The sequence below is a fragment of the Paenibacillus sp. MBLB1832 genome (assembly GCF_032271945.1).
Classification (GTDB): domain Bacteria; phylum Bacillota; class Bacilli; order Paenibacillales; family NBRC-103111; genus Paenibacillus_E; species Paenibacillus_E roseopurpureus.
This window is the reverse complement of record NZ_CP130319.1, coordinates 2,396,931-2,410,662: the sequence shown is the minus strand read 5'-3', so window position 1 is coordinate 2,410,662 and position 13,732 is coordinate 2,396,931. Positions and strand designations below refer to the sequence as shown.

The 13,732-nt window shown below is 48.2% G+C and carries 14 protein-coding genes and 1 riboswitch; of the genes, 1 reads left to right on the top strand and 13 read right to left on the bottom strand.

All coding sequences use genetic code 11. The annotated features are described in order from the left end of the window. Positions 1 to 21: 21 nt before the first annotated feature. From MJB10_RS10435 to dapA, 8 genes are all read right to left on the bottom strand, one after another. Positions 22 to 966 carry an ABC transporter permease gene (locus MJB10_RS10435; RefSeq protein ID WP_314804498.1) on the bottom strand — a complete coding sequence of 315 codons (945 nt, stop codon included), beginning with the start codon at positions 964 to 966 and terminating at the stop codon, positions 22 to 24. Then, positions 959 to 1,891, bottom strand: a complete 933-nt coding sequence (locus tag MJB10_RS10430; RefSeq protein WP_314804496.1) for an ABC transporter ATP-binding protein — start codon at positions 1,889 to 1,891, stop codon at positions 959 to 961. The genes MJB10_RS10435 and MJB10_RS10430 overlap by 8 nt, the downstream gene beginning before the upstream one ends. A gap of 22 nt (positions 1,892 to 1,913) precedes the next feature. Then, positions 1,914 to 2,993: a DUF4097 family beta strand repeat-containing protein gene (locus MJB10_RS10425; protein WP_314804495.1), complete on the bottom strand. Its 1,080-nt coding sequence runs from the start codon at positions 2,991 to 2,993 to the stop codon at positions 1,914 to 1,916. Positions 2,994 to 2,995: 2 nt separating this feature from the next. After that, positions 2,996 to 3,739 (bottom strand): hypothetical protein, encoded by a 744-nt coding sequence (locus MJB10_RS10420; protein WP_314804487.1) that lies wholly within the window; start codon positions 3,737 to 3,739, stop codon positions 2,996 to 2,998. Beyond that, complete coding sequence (locus MJB10_RS10415; protein WP_314804481.1) at positions 3,740 to 4,453, bottom strand: ABC transporter ATP-binding protein; 714 nt, start codon at positions 4,451 to 4,453, stop codon at positions 3,740 to 3,742. It lies immediately after the preceding gene. 3 nt (positions 4,454 to 4,456) lie between these two features. Continuing rightward, complete coding sequence (locus tag MJB10_RS10410) at positions 4,457 to 4,834, bottom strand: GntR family transcriptional regulator (protein ID WP_314804479.1); 378 nt, start codon at positions 4,832 to 4,834, stop codon at positions 4,457 to 4,459. Between the two features lie 182 nt (positions 4,835 to 5,016). Next, positions 5,017 to 5,412, bottom strand: coding sequence for a RidA family protein (locus tag MJB10_RS10405; protein WP_314804476.1), 396 nt, complete (start codon positions 5,410 to 5,412; stop codon positions 5,017 to 5,019). Positions 5,413 to 5,433: 21 nt separating this feature from the next. Further along, complete coding sequence (gene dapA, locus MJB10_RS10400; RefSeq protein WP_314804472.1) at positions 5,434 to 6,309, bottom strand: 4-hydroxy-tetrahydrodipicolinate synthase; 876 nt, start codon at positions 6,307 to 6,309, stop codon at positions 5,434 to 5,436. 121 nt (positions 6,310 to 6,430) lie between these two features. Between dapA and MJB10_RS10395 the strand changes: the two genes are divergently transcribed. Further along, entirely contained in the window at positions 6,431 to 7,297 is an 867-nt protein-coding gene (locus MJB10_RS10395; RefSeq protein WP_314804469.1) for a LysR family transcriptional regulator, read from the top strand. A 71-nt stretch (positions 7,298 to 7,368) separates the two neighbouring features. On the opposite strand, the gene MJB10_RS10390 is transcribed toward MJB10_RS10395, so the two are convergent. The 5 genes from MJB10_RS10390 to carA form a co-directional block, all read right to left on the bottom strand. Then, positions 7,369 to 7,569 carry a putative motility protein gene (locus tag MJB10_RS10390; protein WP_314804464.1) on the bottom strand — a complete coding sequence of 67 codons (201 nt, stop codon included), beginning with the start codon at positions 7,567 to 7,569 and terminating at the stop codon, positions 7,369 to 7,371. A 20-nt stretch (positions 7,570 to 7,589) separates the two neighbouring features. Next, a riboswitch (cyclic di-GMP riboswitch) is annotated at positions 7,590 to 7,676 on the bottom strand. An 81-nt stretch (positions 7,677 to 7,757) separates the two neighbouring features. Beyond that, positions 7,758 to 8,399 (bottom strand): orotate phosphoribosyltransferase, encoded by a 642-nt coding sequence (gene pyrE / locus MJB10_RS10385; protein ID WP_314804461.1) that lies wholly within the window; start codon positions 8,397 to 8,399, stop codon positions 7,758 to 7,760. A gap of 49 nt (positions 8,400 to 8,448) precedes the next feature. Continuing rightward, a complete protein-coding gene (gene pyrF, locus MJB10_RS10380; RefSeq protein ID WP_314804458.1) occupies positions 8,449 to 9,177 on the bottom strand; it encodes an orotidine-5'-phosphate decarboxylase in 729 nt (242 codons plus the stop codon). A gap of 15 nt (positions 9,178 to 9,192) precedes the next feature. Further along, positions 9,193 to 12,402 (bottom strand): carbamoyl-phosphate synthase large subunit, encoded by a 3,210-nt coding sequence (gene carB, locus MJB10_RS10375; protein ID WP_314804454.1) that lies wholly within the window; start codon positions 12,400 to 12,402, stop codon positions 9,193 to 9,195. Then, positions 12,389 to 13,561 carry a glutamine-hydrolyzing carbamoyl-phosphate synthase small subunit gene (gene carA / locus MJB10_RS10370; protein ID WP_314804451.1) on the bottom strand — a complete coding sequence of 391 codons (1,173 nt, stop codon included), beginning with the start codon at positions 13,559 to 13,561 and terminating at the stop codon, positions 12,389 to 12,391. The genes carB and carA overlap by 14 nt, the downstream gene beginning before the upstream one ends. Positions 13,562 to 13,732: the final 171 nt, after the last annotated feature.

Here is a 13,732-nt window from a genome sequence, read left to right as displayed (position 1 = left end):
TGGGAAAGCCCTTTCTATACCTTATGCGGCTACGTCTCTCTTGGTAAACACGAGCCATGCGGCGAGATTAAATACAATAAAGTACACGCTCAGTGTCACAATGGAGAATTGCAGCGTCATCCCAGTTTGATAAGGACGACCGCTGAGATATTGCGATAAATCAATATTGGCGAACAGCATGTATTTGCTCCACTCGTACGGCTGCAAGATTTCCATACAGATCGCTCCCGCGAAGAGAGCAAAGATCGAGAAACCAATCGCCATAATACTGCTGCGAAAGGCAGAAGAGATCATGAAGGCCATCGTGACGAAAATAATCGTGGATACCCCATTGAGTAAGTAGGTTTTCCACAGATTCGCAATCATACTCTTCTCTACAATCAAGCCCGCACTATTCGTGGTGACAAGCGGTAGGTTCATGAATTGAAACTTATATAGGAGTCCGTTTAATACAACTGAAACGATGAACAAAATAACTAACAGGAACAAGCCAAATACAATCATAGAAGCATATTTAGAAACTAAGATTTTGGTGCGATTCGCTGGCCGAATCAACAGCAGTTTAATCGTTCCTGACGTGAATTCACCAGCCAAACTGTCTCCTGCTACAATAACGGTGAATAAAGTAATTAACACAATCAACTGTGCAGAACCATTAATTCCGTTCCACATCGTACCGCCCGTCGGGTGAATATCATGGTCTAAATGATAATCATACACGGCGATGCGCTCTTGAATATTCTTCTTGTTCTCTTCACTCAATTTCGGCTGTTTCAGCACTTCCGCAAGCTCTTGCTTCTGCTCGATCACATGATCCCGCCAAGCCACTTTCTCTCCTGATTTGCCATCGTAATACCAGTCCAAGAAACTGCCAAGGAACACGATACCAATCATGATGGCGACCATGAGCCATGTACGTAAACGGCGATAGAGCTTCATGTTTTCATTGAGAAATAAGTTAACCAACTTGTTCACCTCCCGTTATTTCCAAGAATCTATCCTCTAAGGATTGTCGCAGCAATTGAACACCGTAAATGCGGACATCCTTACGCATGAGTTCAGCTAGAATGTCAGGTATACAATCCCGCTCCGTCACGATTTCTACACCTTCTGTCACGACCTTCGCTTCTTTCACATGACACATTCCGCTAACTGCCGCGTGAACCTCATCAACTGGCGACGCTTCAATCAAGTAGGTCTGCGTGCCATCCTTCGAATCGGCCATGAATTCTTGAATTGTCTTTACATCGATAAGTTTCCCTTGTTGTAAGATCGCCACCCGATCACACATGAGCTCCATCTCCGTCAACAAGTGGCTGGAAACGATGACCGTTATTCCTTCAGTACGTGTTAAATACCGCAAGTAGTCACGTAGCTCGCGAATCCCAGCAGGATCAAGACCGTTTGTTGGTTCGTCCAGGATTAGCAGAGATGGTCGATGCAGCAGCGCCTGTGCGACGCCCAATCGTTGACGCATCCCGAGTGAGTACTTTTTCACCTTGTCATGAATCCGTGTCTCTAGCTTAACTAAACTGACTACCTCGTCGATCCGTTCCTTCGTAACACCAGGCACCATGCGCGCATAGTGAACTAAATTATGATACCCGCTCAAATACTTATACATCTCGGGATTCTCAACAATGGCGCCGACATGGCGGATAGCCTGTTCGAATTCATGCTTGATGTTCTTCCCTTTAATTACAATTTCGCCTTGTGAGATGGACATCAAGCCAACCATCATGCGGATCGTTGTCGTCTTTCCTGCTCCATTGGGCCCTAGGAATCCAAATATTTCACCTTGTGGTACATCGAACGTCAGATTATCAATAATCGTTGTACGCCCGATGCGCTTCGTCACGCCGCGAAGACTTACAATCGGTTCATTGCTCATGTGTAGCGCTCCTTTTCCATGTTTAATTGACTTGGAAGGTAATGTCACCGGACTTCACCTTGGCTTCGATTTTTCTTGTACCATTCCCCACGACACCGTTCATATGGGATTCATACTCGCTGTCTTTCACCTTCTGAATTGGAAGGGTAAGAAGGGATAGAATTCTGCCCCCATTCACTGCGGCATCCAACGTATACCCCTCATCTTTGGCTAAAATAAAGGTCAGCTGTCCTCCTGCATTTGACACCACTCGTGTATCGCCTTGCAATTGATCGAATTGCATATCAGTGCTACGACCCGTGACATCGATTGAACCCTTCAACTCACGAAACAACATCGAGCCGTACTCCGCATTCCCTGTGATTTTGCCTGTGAGGGACGTCAAATTGGTATGACCCGACTGATGGTCGAGCACCAAATCGCCTTGGGTATGATGAACATTTACTTGGCTAGAGCGGTTGACTAGGTTGATATTCCCCGTAATGTCTGCGAGATAGAGACTTCCATAAGAAGATTTCACATGAAGCTCTCCTTTGACATCCACGATTTCCATGATGCCGTTAACAGAAGAAGCCGTTATGCCCGCCCGAACACCACTGATTCGCACAGCCCCATTCTCGTTCTGGATCGTAACCTTCATCGCATCAGGAATCGAGAGCACATAATCGATGGAAATGTCGTCTGGATCGATCGGTTTGCCGTTAGCTCCAGTGACAAGAGTTAACTGTCCGTTCTGAACTTGCTGATCGACCTTCACAGCGTCTCGTTTGCGATTCGCTGCTTCTGTATCCGAGGCTGTTGCGGTAACGGTATACTTCACCCGGATTGCAGAAGATTCCGAACGCTGGACGGATACTTTGCCAACTTGACTTGCAAGCATCACTTCCTTGAGTTCAGGCAGATTGATTTCCGCTTGATGCTCCACGGTAGCCGTTACAGCACGCCTTGCCCCTAAATACGCATCCATCTTCTCTTCATTCACAAATTGCTTGCTAAAAGCTTCAAAGACCTCTTCCTTTCGAAACGTTATATCCAGTATCGAGAGTAAGAATAAAAGCCCCACCGTGGATAGGAGAACGATTCTTTTTTGTCGAAAAGACATCTTCACACCTCCACTTCTTTCTCAAAAATAAATCCGTTCAGCACAACCAGCCCGATAATCAGCAATCCGAGCACGATGAACGGGCCAGAATGCAGGAACGCCATATCTGACTCCTTCTCTCCGATAACGATCTCTGGTGTCCACACCAGAAGATGGGAAAACAGCGGACTAATACGCAGGACAAGCCAACTAATACCTAGAAATGCACTGATCATCACAAGCCACTTGAATTTGGCGACAAGCTGTCCACAAAGAAAAGTAAACTGCAAAACAACGAGCAAGAACGTGATGAGCAACAGACACATCCAGAAGCTGTTGATCAACAGACTAAAAAGGGTAGGAAACTGTCCTGCCCAATCTTCATTTCCAACTAGCTCATCCCATTTGACTCGAAGCAAAATAACCGCAAAGCTTCCCCCAATCCATAGGCACACTAGAACAAGCATCGATAGCACCGCCGCCAGCTTAGCTGTTAGCACCTTCCATCCGCGGATTGGCAAGGAAAGGAGAAGATAAATCGAATTCGTTTTCCATTCGATAAAGAGTTGGTAGTAACCCGTACCAACGGCAATGGCGGCGATAAATAGGTACGGTAATAAAATAGCAAACACCATCGTTATGTCCATGTCCAGTACAGCTCTTTTGTACAAAATAATCAGATGTACAACCGTGACGAGCAAAGCAAATACACCATATAGAGGGAAAATACTCTTTACTTCCTTCTTGAATAAGTTCCAGAGTCCCATCTACCCGTACACCTTCTCCCATATGTTCTCTAACGAACAACCGTAGGTCGCACGCAAATTTTCAGTGGAGTCAAACGTGTGGATCTGACCCTTCTGCAGGAAAATGACATCGTCAAACATCGGCTCAGATTCATTCACCGAATGCGTGGACAACACAATCGTTTGCTCCTCGGACTGGAATTCACTAATGATGGAGCGAATGATTTTAGCCCGAGATGACGGATCAATGCCTGAGAACGGCTCGTCCAGCAGAATGAGCGGAACTTTGCGCGACAATGCTACGATCAACTTCAATCGAGCCCGCATCCCCTTGGAAAGATTCCTAACTTTCTGATGCTCATCCAATTCCATCTTGACCAGCATTTCTGCAGCTTTATCTGCCTGCCAGTCCTTGTAGAACCCAGCAACAAAGTTCAGCGTCTCTTTCACCGTCATCCAGCCATAGAGATGGTCAATCTCAGGCAAATAAGCGACATGCTGCTTATTATGTACATCCGGCTTTCTGCCGCCTACGAGGATGCTGCCCGCGGTGGGATAAATGAGACCGGCCATCATTTTGAGCAAGGTGGATTTCCCGCTGCCGTTTGGCCCCAGCAACCCAACAATCGTGCCTTTCTTGATCTGCACATCAATCCCTCTTACGGCATGCTTAAGTAAATATTTTTTATGTATATCCTTCAGTTCAATAATAAACGGATTCTCTGTATTGGACACGGTCTACCCCTCCTTTGGTCCATTTTGCAACGTATCTTGCAGCAGCTGCGCCATTTCTTCTGGCTCAATGCCGAGGGCGCGCATTTCGACAATGAATTGCTCAACGGCTGATTTCGCCATCTCAGAACGAATAATGGATAGAATCGCAGGATCGTTTTTGATAAAAGTACCCTGACCCCGTAACGTTTCCGTCAATCCCTCGCGTTCCATCTCTTGATATGCCCGCATCACGGTATTGGGATTCACCTGCGAGATTTGCGCCCTTTCCTTGTGGGATGGAATTTTATCACCTGGTGAGAGCTCACCACGGGCTAGAGCCTTCTTGACTTCATCTACCATCTGCAAATAAATCGGTTTCGGGCTGTTAAAATTAAGTTGCACGGTCCTACCCTCCTCTGCACAAGAACCAGTACACTATTGAACTAGTGCACTATAACTCTAAATCCATTTGTGGGAATTGTCAATACCACTTCAGAGTCACACAAATTGTCAAAATGAAAAAGCCTGACGCTCTGGCCGTTTGAACGGCACTTGCGACAGGCTCCACTATACATATTTCAAACCTATATCTCCTCATCGGCTACAACCGCTTCAACTTCAATCTCGATCAACAGCTGCGGATCAATCAGCGCCTTCACTTCAACCATCGTCGCCACAGGCTGCACCTCTCTAAAAAATTCACCATGCGCCTTCCCATACGCTTCCCACTGCGAAATATCGGTCACGTACATCCGTGTTCGGATGACATCTGACATCCCAGAGCCTAGTTCTTGCAGTGCGCTAGCGATCGTCTCGAGTATAAAGCGCGTTTGAGTGTACGCATCGCCGATGCCGACAACTTCGCCGTCTTTCATTGCGGTTGTTCCTGCGACTTCAATCCGATTGCCAACGCGAATTGCTCGGCAATACCCGACAATCGGTTCCCATGGTGAGCCTGTAAACACTCTAGTACGATGCATCTGGACCAACTCCTTAACACTTTAGATATAGGCAGCTAATTTCGCTTGCAAGCTTTCCGTGATCGGCAGGAGCGGTAGACGTAAAGTTTCCGATGCAATTACGCCTTGTTGTTGCAGTAACCATTTGATCGGAGCGGGATTAGGTTCTTGGAATAGAAGTTGCGCAAGAGGCAGAAGCTCATCAAATTGTTGTCTACTCTGTTCTGCGTCCCCCCGCTCAAAACTGCGAATAAATTGCACGAACCGCTCAGTTTCTACGTTCGCTGATGCGCTCATTACACCTTTAGCTCCAGCCTGCAGCGCCGCAAATAGCAAGGTATCTTCCCCGCAAAGCACGGGTTTTGAGCCTAGATGCGTTAACGCTGTGACCAGTTGCGTGTTCGGTGTGCTGTCCTTTATCCCAATGACACCATCCAAATCCAGAATCGTACGAACGGTATCTAGTTCCAACGTGATACCCGTGCGATGAGGTACTTCATACAAGATAACAGGAACTCCTACACTTGCCACGTGACGAAAATGTTCAATGATCCCCTGCTGACTTGGTCGGTTGTAATACGGCACAACGACGAGCGCCGCTTCCGCTCCCAGTTTGCCTGCTTCTTCTGTTTTTCTCACCGTGGAACGCATATCATTCGTACCTGTGCCCACAATCAAAGGCGCCGTAACATGAGCAGCTTCCCGCGCAGCTTGTGCGGCAGCGAATACCACGCCTAGCTCATCCTTCGTAATCGTAGGCGACTCTCCTGTTGTGCCATTGACGACAAGGCCATCGATCTCATCTTGAAATAAATTATAAGCTTGATTATAAAAGGATGCAGCATCTACCTCGCCTTCTTCATCAAACGGTGTAATGATCGGCACATAAATCCCGTGTAGATCTTGTTCTCTTAGCAAAATAACCAACTCCCAGCCTCGTGTGTTTGTACATTTACTTTAGCATGGAACAATCCATCACTGTTAGCTATAATAAATGATAGAACTCATCAAAAATTTTGATAATAAAGCGAGGCCGTACATGGATCTGACTTATTTCCGAACGTTTCGAGAGGTGGCACGCCGCAAAAGCTTTACACGTGCTGCTGAGGAATTAGGCTATGCGCAATCCAGCATTACGATGCAAATTCAGAAGCTGGAACGAGAATATGGCGTTCCACTCTTCGAGCGATACGGACGGCAGCTGCGGTTGACTCCTCCAGGAGAAACCTTGCTAGTTCTTACTTTGCAAATGCTGGAGCTCTATGATCAATCCAAAGAAATGATCGCAAGCCAAGTCTCTGGCACATTGACGATTGGCACGATTCATTCGCTTGCCGCTTATTATTTGCCGCCTTTTCTACACGAGTTGAAAAAGCTGTACCCTACACTTAATATCCAATTATTCCCGGACAGTGAAGCCTCCATTCTAGCCAAAGTCAAAGACGGCGATTATGATATCGGGCTGCTGCTGGACCAGTATCCTGCGGATCCGTCCCTCGCCTGTACGAAGGTCAGGGAGGAACAGCTCGTTGTCATCGCCCCTCAAGATCATCCACTCAGTCGTGAGTCGCACATAAGCATCAGCGCTCTTGGCGCCTACGAATTCATCGTGACTGAGGAAGGCTGCATCTACAGAGGTAAATTTGAGAGACTGCTCAAAGAACAAGCTATTGCCTTACAAATCGGGTTCGAATTGGGCAATATCGAAACGATTAAACATTGTGTGATGAGCGGCCTCGGGCTTGCGCTGCTGCCCCTGATCACGGTGGAAAGCGAGCTAGAGTTGGGCAAGCTGGTACGGCTTCCTTTTACCCATACACAGTTAGCCATGGACTTACAGTTCGTCCTTCATCCGAAGAAGTGGATGTCGCAGCCTTTACAAGCGTTCATCAACAACTTCACCTGACAAGTAGTGTCGGCATAAGAATAGACAAAAAAAGAAGCTCACCTTTACGAAAAGGAAGAGCTTCTTATCATTTAGACACGGATGTCTAGATTTGCACCTAAGTGAGGCGCCGCTGGTGCGGTAACCTGCGCTTGATTATTCGCGAAATCTTGAATAAGTGTCGTGGTTAAATCCGTTTGCGTATCACTTGTCTTCTTCAACATCTGTATGCCGACCGCTTGTTTCAGACCGTCGGTGCTGTTGATGGCAGTAAGCGCGCTATTTACATTCATGCTTTTGTCTCCTCTCCAAGTTCGATAGCTGGCAAGCATTCGGTTTGATCCGATTAGCCCCTGTAGCTTTGCGTCTGACGCTTTCGCATCATTTGCCCTTTCGCTGCTGGCAGGAATGATCCAACCACCCTATTAGTATAGAGGGATTCTACATAATCCGTCAATTCTCGCGTTCTATGATTCGACGATTACACACCGTACGCTGCTGGATTCGTTCTCCAAGCGCGCAGCAATTCCATATCCGCTGCTTGAATTTTGCCTTTTTCCAAAGCAACTTCAAGCAAGGTTGAATAATTGGAAAGCGTGTGAAGTGGCATATCTGCCGCCGCGAACGCATCTGTTGCTTTGTCTAACTGGTAGGAGAAGATCGCCAATACGCCAAGCGCTTTCGCACCCGCGTCATTGACTGCCAACGCCGCTTTAAGCGAACTGCCGCCTGTCGAAATCAAATCCTCGATGACGATAACCTTCTGACCTGGCTTCACAGTTCCTTCGATCAGGTTTTCTTTGCCATGACCTTTCGCTTTATCGCGAATGTAGATCATCGGAAGTCCGAGCTTCTGAGCGACCCAAGCTGCGTGCGGAATGCCAGCTGTTGCTGTTCCTGCGACAACCTCAGCTTCTGGGAATTTCTCTTTGATCAACGCAGCGAACCCGTCTGCAATCGCTTCGCGAATCGCTGGGTGCGACATCGTTAAGCGATTATCGCAATAAATCGGGGATTTCAATCCTGATGTCCATGTAAAAGGTTGTTGTGGACGAAGCGCAACCGCTTCGATATCTAATAACGACGCGGCAATGTGCTGCGCGATGGTTTCAAGTTTACTCATGTCTCTTCCACCGATCCTTTCAAATGTTAAAATCTTGGGGCCCGACACCTTATACGATTGATTCGATAATCGCTTCAATCGCAGCTCGTGGATCCGCCGCCCCTGTGATCGGACGCCCGATCACGACGTAGTCCGTCCCCTGCGCGAACGCCTCAGCCGGCGTCATGATGCGCGACTGGTCGCCCATATCCGCCCCCGCCGGGCGGATGCCTGGCGTCACGGTGACGAAGCTGTCACCGCACGCCGCCTTAATCGCCGTCACCTCAAGCGGTGAGGCGACGACGCCTTGCAGCCCCGCGGCATGCGCCGTGCGGGCATACCGAATGACGGCCTGCTCGACCGTACCGGTCAGGCCGATCTCGTCATTCAGCACGGGCTGCGAGGTGCTGGTTAACTGCGTCACGCCGATGACGATCGGACGTGGAGCTCCACCGGTAAGCGCCTTGTCGACACCCTCCAAGGCCGCTTCCATCATGTGCTTGCCTCCGGCGGCATGCACATTGAACAAATCTACCCCAAGGCGCGTCACGCTCTCCGAGCCGCCTTTCACCGTGTTCGGGATGTCATGCATCTTCACATCCAGGAACACCTTATAGCCGCGATCCTTCAGACTCGCGACAAAGGTAGGACCTGCAGCATAAAACAGCTGCATTCCTACCTTTACATAGCAGGGGATGCCGTCAAGCTGCTTTAGCAGCCCTTCGGCACCTTCTGCGTTCGCGTAATCTAAGGCGACCATAATGCGTCCGGTAACATCTAATCGTGTTAACGCACTCATGTTTGGCACCATCCCTTAAGCATAAATTGGCATTGCACGTGAGGAGAAGTTAATCGCTTCAAGCATATTTACTAGCGCTCTAACCGTATCGAGAGATGTCATACAAACAACACCGTTCTCAACTGCTTCACGACGAATGCGGAAGCCGTCACGCTCAGGCGTTTTACCTTTAGTCAATGTGTTCACGACAAACTGTGCATCACCGCTGCGGATGAGGTCAAGAATGTTCGGTGAACCTTCGCTGAGCTTATGAACCGTTGTTACAGGAAGTCCTGCTGCTTCAATCGCTTCAGCCGTTCCGCCTGTTGCAATAAGTTTGTAGCCTAAGCGGTAGAAACCTTTCAAAATCTCAATCGCTTCTTCTTTATCTTTATCCGCTACGGTGACCACGACGGAACCAGCAGCTGGAATTTTCATACCTGCGCCGATTAAGCCTTTGTAAAGAGCTTTCGCGAAATTCACATCACGGCCCATAACTTCACCCGTGGATTTCATTTCAGGTCCAAGTGTTGTATCAACGCGGCGAAGCTTCGCGAAGGAGAACACCGGCACTTTGACGGAGACATAGTTGTCTTCCGGCCATAGACCGCTTTGGTAACCCATATCCGCAAGCTTCTGCCCCATGATGACGCGAGTCGCGACATTCGCCATTGGAATGTTCGTTACTTTGCTCAAGAATGGCACGGTTCTGGAAGAACGCGGGTTAACCTCGATCACGTACACTTGATCGTTGTGAATAACGAACTGGATGTTCACCAGACCGACTACGTTCAGTTCTAGACCGATTTTCGTCGTAATGTCGATGATTTGAGCTTTAATCTCATCCGAGATCGATTGTGGCGGATACACCGCGATGGAGTCGCCGGAGTGAACTCCTGCGCGCTCAACGTGTTCCATGATTCCTGGAATCAGAACCGTTTCACGGTCACAGATCGCATCAACTTCAACCTCTTTACCAAGCATATAACGGTCGATGAGGACTGGGTGCTCAGGGTTGATTTTAACCGCGTAATCCATATAGTTCAGCAACTCTTGGTCGGAGTAGACAATCTCCATCGCACGTCCGCCTAGGACATAAGAAGGTCTTACGATCACTGGATATCCGAATTTCGCTGCCGTTCCTACCGCTTGGTCAACCGATGTGACTGTACCGCCTGGAGGTTGTGCAATGGCTAGTTTGCTCAGCAATGCTTCGAATTTCTTACGATCTTCCGCTGTATCGATACTTTCCAGATCCGAACCTAGAATGCGTACGCCTGCTTTGTGAAGCGGCGCTGCCAAGTTAATCGCCGTTTGACCACCGAATTGAACGATAACACCGATCGGTTGCTCACGTTCAATTACGTTCATGACATCTTCGAAGAACAATGGCTCGAAGTACAGGCGATCCGATGTATTGAAGTCTGTGGATACCGTTTCTGGGTTGTTATTGATGATAACCGCTTCATAGCCCGCTGCTTGGATTGCCCAAACCGCATGCACCGTGGAGTAGTCGAACTCGATCCCTTGACCGATACGAATCGGACCTGAGCCCAGAACAACAACTTTCTCTTTCGTTGTCTCCGTTACTTCATCTTCTTGCTCATACGTGGAGTAGTAGTAAGGCGTTGAAGCTTCGAACTCAGCTGCACAGGTATCTACCATTTTAAACACAGGCTTAATGTTTTGCTGCAAACGGAATGCTCGTACTTCCGCTTCTTTTGTAAAGGTGGAACAGCCAGCCAGTGTGCGGATTTCCGCAACTGCGCGGTCTGTGAAGCCTTTGCGTTTGATTTCGAAAATAAGCTCCGCTGTCAAATCCTTCGCTGCAATTTCAGCTTCATACGCGATAAGTGCGCTTAATTTGTTCAGGAACCACCAGTCAATTTTCGTGATGTCTTGCAATTGTTCTACCGTATAGCCTCTGCGGAATGCTTCAGCTAGCAAGAACAAGCGCTCGTCATCTGGCTTTTGTAAGCGTAATTCCAATGTCTCTTTATCTAGAAGATCCGTTTCTTTCAAGAACAAGCGGTGTACACCGATTTCAAGGGAACGAATCGCTTTATGAATGGACTCTTCGAACGTACGGCCGATCGCCATGACTTCGCCAGTCGCTTTCATTTGTGTACCTAGTTTACGGTTTGCCGCTGTGAACTTATCGAACGGCCAACGCGGAATTTTGGATACGATGTAGTCTAGCGCTGGCTCGAAGCAAGCATACGTTTGTCCCGTAACTGGGTTAACGAGCTCGTCAAGTGTGTAGCCAATCGCAATTTTCGCTGCCATTTTCGCAATCGGATAGCCCGTTGCTTTGGATGCAAGTGCCGATGAACGACTTACACGCGGGTTAACCTCGATCACATAGTATTGGAAGCTGTGCGGATCTAAGGCGTACTGTACGTTACATCCACCTTCGATGTTCAAAGCGCGAATGATTTTCAGGGATGCGGAACGCAGCATTTGGTACTCGCGATCTGACAGAGTTTGGCTTGGCGCCACAACGATACTGTCGCCTGTATGTACACCAACTGGATCAAAGTTCTCCATGTTACATACCACGATACAGTTGTCGTTCGCGTCACGCATAACTTCGTACTCGACTTCTTTCATCCCTGCGATGCTGCGCTCAACGAGACACTGACCGATTGGACTGTAACGAATCCCGGAAGCGACGATATCTGTCAATTCTTCCATCGTGTTGCAGATACCGCCGCCTGTACCACCTAGTGTGTACGCAGGACGAACGATGATAGGGAACCCGATCTCATTGGCAAAATCAACCGCTTGCGCAACTGTTGTTACGATAACGCTGTCTGGTACTGGTTGCTCCAGCTCTCTCATCAAGTCTCTGAAAAGGTCACGATCTTCCGCCTTCTCAATCGCTGTTAGTTGTGTTCCTAAAAGCTTCACATTCTCGCTTTCAAGTACGCCTGCACGAGCAAGCTCAACCGCCATATTCAGACCCGTTTGCCCACCAAGTGTTGGAAGCAAACCATCTGGACGCTCTTGACGAATGATTTGCGTAACAAATTCTAAAGTAATCGGCTCGATATAGACTTTATCCGCCATATTCGTATCCGTCATAATTGTAGCTGGGTTACTGTTGATCAAAACAACTTCCATGCCCTCTTCTTTCAAGGCTTGGCAAGCTTGCGTACCTGCGTAATCGAACTCTGCCGCTTGACCAATAACGATTGGACCAGAACCGATAACGAGAATCTTTTTGAGTGTATTATTTTTTGGCATATTGCAGTTCCTCCTTCACAGATGTCGATGCCGTGGAAGCATTCCACTGAGCAAGCATTTGCGCTTGGCGCGGCTGCTGTGGGTTATCGATTTTGTGCTGACGAATCAGCGAGATGAAATCATCGAACAGGTAGCTGGAGTCAAATGGACCAGGTGCTGCTTCTGGGTGATATTGCACGGAGAACGCCGGGTATTGCTTATGGCGTAAGCCTTCGATCGTGCGATCGTTATTGTTGATGTGCGTCACTTCAAGGTTCGTTCCTTGGATGGAATCTTCCTTAACCGTGTAGCCATGGTTTTGCGATGTAATGTAGCAACGACCTGAAATCAAGTCTTTCACTGGGTGATTTCCGCCGCGGTGTCCGAATTTCAATTTATCTGTGTCTGCGCCGCAAGCGAGTGCAAACAATTGGTGGCCTAAGCAAATTCCGAACAATGGAATGTCGCCAAGCAAGCCTTTAATCATTTCAACCGCGTGAGGCACATCTTTCGGGTCCCCAGGACCATTCGACAGCAAGACACCATCAGGTGCAAGGCGGCGAATTTGTTCAGCTGTTGCATTTTGAGGCACAACGACAACGTCGCAATCACGTTTGCTAAGGTCGCGGATGATCCCGCTTTTTGCGCCGAAATCGACAAGAACAACGCGTTCCTTATGCCCAGGAGCACCGAATACGCTTTTCGTTGAAACTCGGGAAACTTGGTCCGTCATCAGCGGTGTGCTTTTAAGTGTAGCCATCAATTCTTCAACGGATTTATTGGAAGTTGTAATGATACTTTTCATAACGCCATAATGACGCAGTTTACGAGTCAACATACGCGTGTCGATCCCGCTGATTCCCACGATGCCGTATTCTTTCAGCAGGCTGCCTAGTGTGTATTGCGCTCTCCAGTTACTTGGGATTTCTTCATGCTCACGCACGACGAAACCGTGGATGAAAGGACGCACGGACTCGAAATCATCGCGGATCACACCGTAGTTCCCTTGCAGCGGGTACGTCATCGTCACGATTTGACCGCAGTAAGAAGGATCCGAAAGCACCTCCTGATAACCTGTCATCCCTGTATTGAATACAACCTCGCCGACGGATTCACCTTCACTACCGAACGATTTACCTGTAAAAAGTGTGCCGTCTTCCAGCAACAATCTTGCCTGCATGTTCCCTCAACTCCTTCGCTATTGTCAGGCGGCTCTCACGAACCGCAGATGTCATCTTCCTCGTAATCCATATCTTGGACTTGCATAAAGATTAATCATTCTGTATAAATATACACGATTTTACGATCATCGTATAGATGCTTCCCTTGATTTAGCCCTCAAAATGCGGCT

Excerpts from the sequence above, each read along its gene's own strand:
- pyrE (WP_314804461.1), bottom strand. The coding sequence starts at position 8,399 with ATGAGTAAACTTGAAACCATCGCGCAGCACATTGCCGCGTCGTTATTA.
- MJB10_RS10430 (WP_314804496.1), bottom strand. The coding sequence starts at position 1,891 with ATGAGCAATGAACCGATTGTAAGTCTTCGCGGCGTGACGAAGCGCATC.
- carA (WP_314804451.1), bottom strand. The coding sequence starts at position 13,561 with ATGCAGGCAAGATTGTTGCTGGAAGACGGCACACTTTTTACAGGTAAA.
- MJB10_RS10420 (WP_314804487.1), bottom strand. The coding sequence starts at position 3,739 with ATGGGACTCTGGAACTTATTCAAGAAGGAAGTAAAGAGTATTTTCCCT.
- MJB10_RS10425 (WP_314804495.1), bottom strand. The coding sequence starts at position 2,993 with ATGTCTTTTCGACAAAAAAGAATCGTTCTCCTATCCACGGTGGGGCTT.
- MJB10_RS10395 (WP_314804469.1), top strand. The coding sequence starts at position 6,431 with ATGGATCTGACTTATTTCCGAACGTTTCGAGAGGTGGCACGCCGCAAA.
- MJB10_RS10405 (WP_314804476.1), bottom strand. The coding sequence starts at position 5,412 with ATGCATCGTACTAGAGTGTTTACAGGCTCACCATGGGAACCGATTGTC.
- pyrF (WP_314804458.1), bottom strand. The coding sequence starts at position 9,177 with ATGAGTGCGTTAACACGATTAGATGTTACCGGACGCATTATGGTCGCC.
- MJB10_RS10390 (WP_314804464.1), bottom strand. The coding sequence starts at position 7,569 with ATGAATGTAAATAGCGCGCTTACTGCCATCAACAGCACCGACGGTCTG.
- carB (WP_314804454.1), bottom strand. The coding sequence starts at position 12,402 with ATGCCAAAAAATAATACACTCAAAAAGATTCTCGTTATCGGTTCTGGT.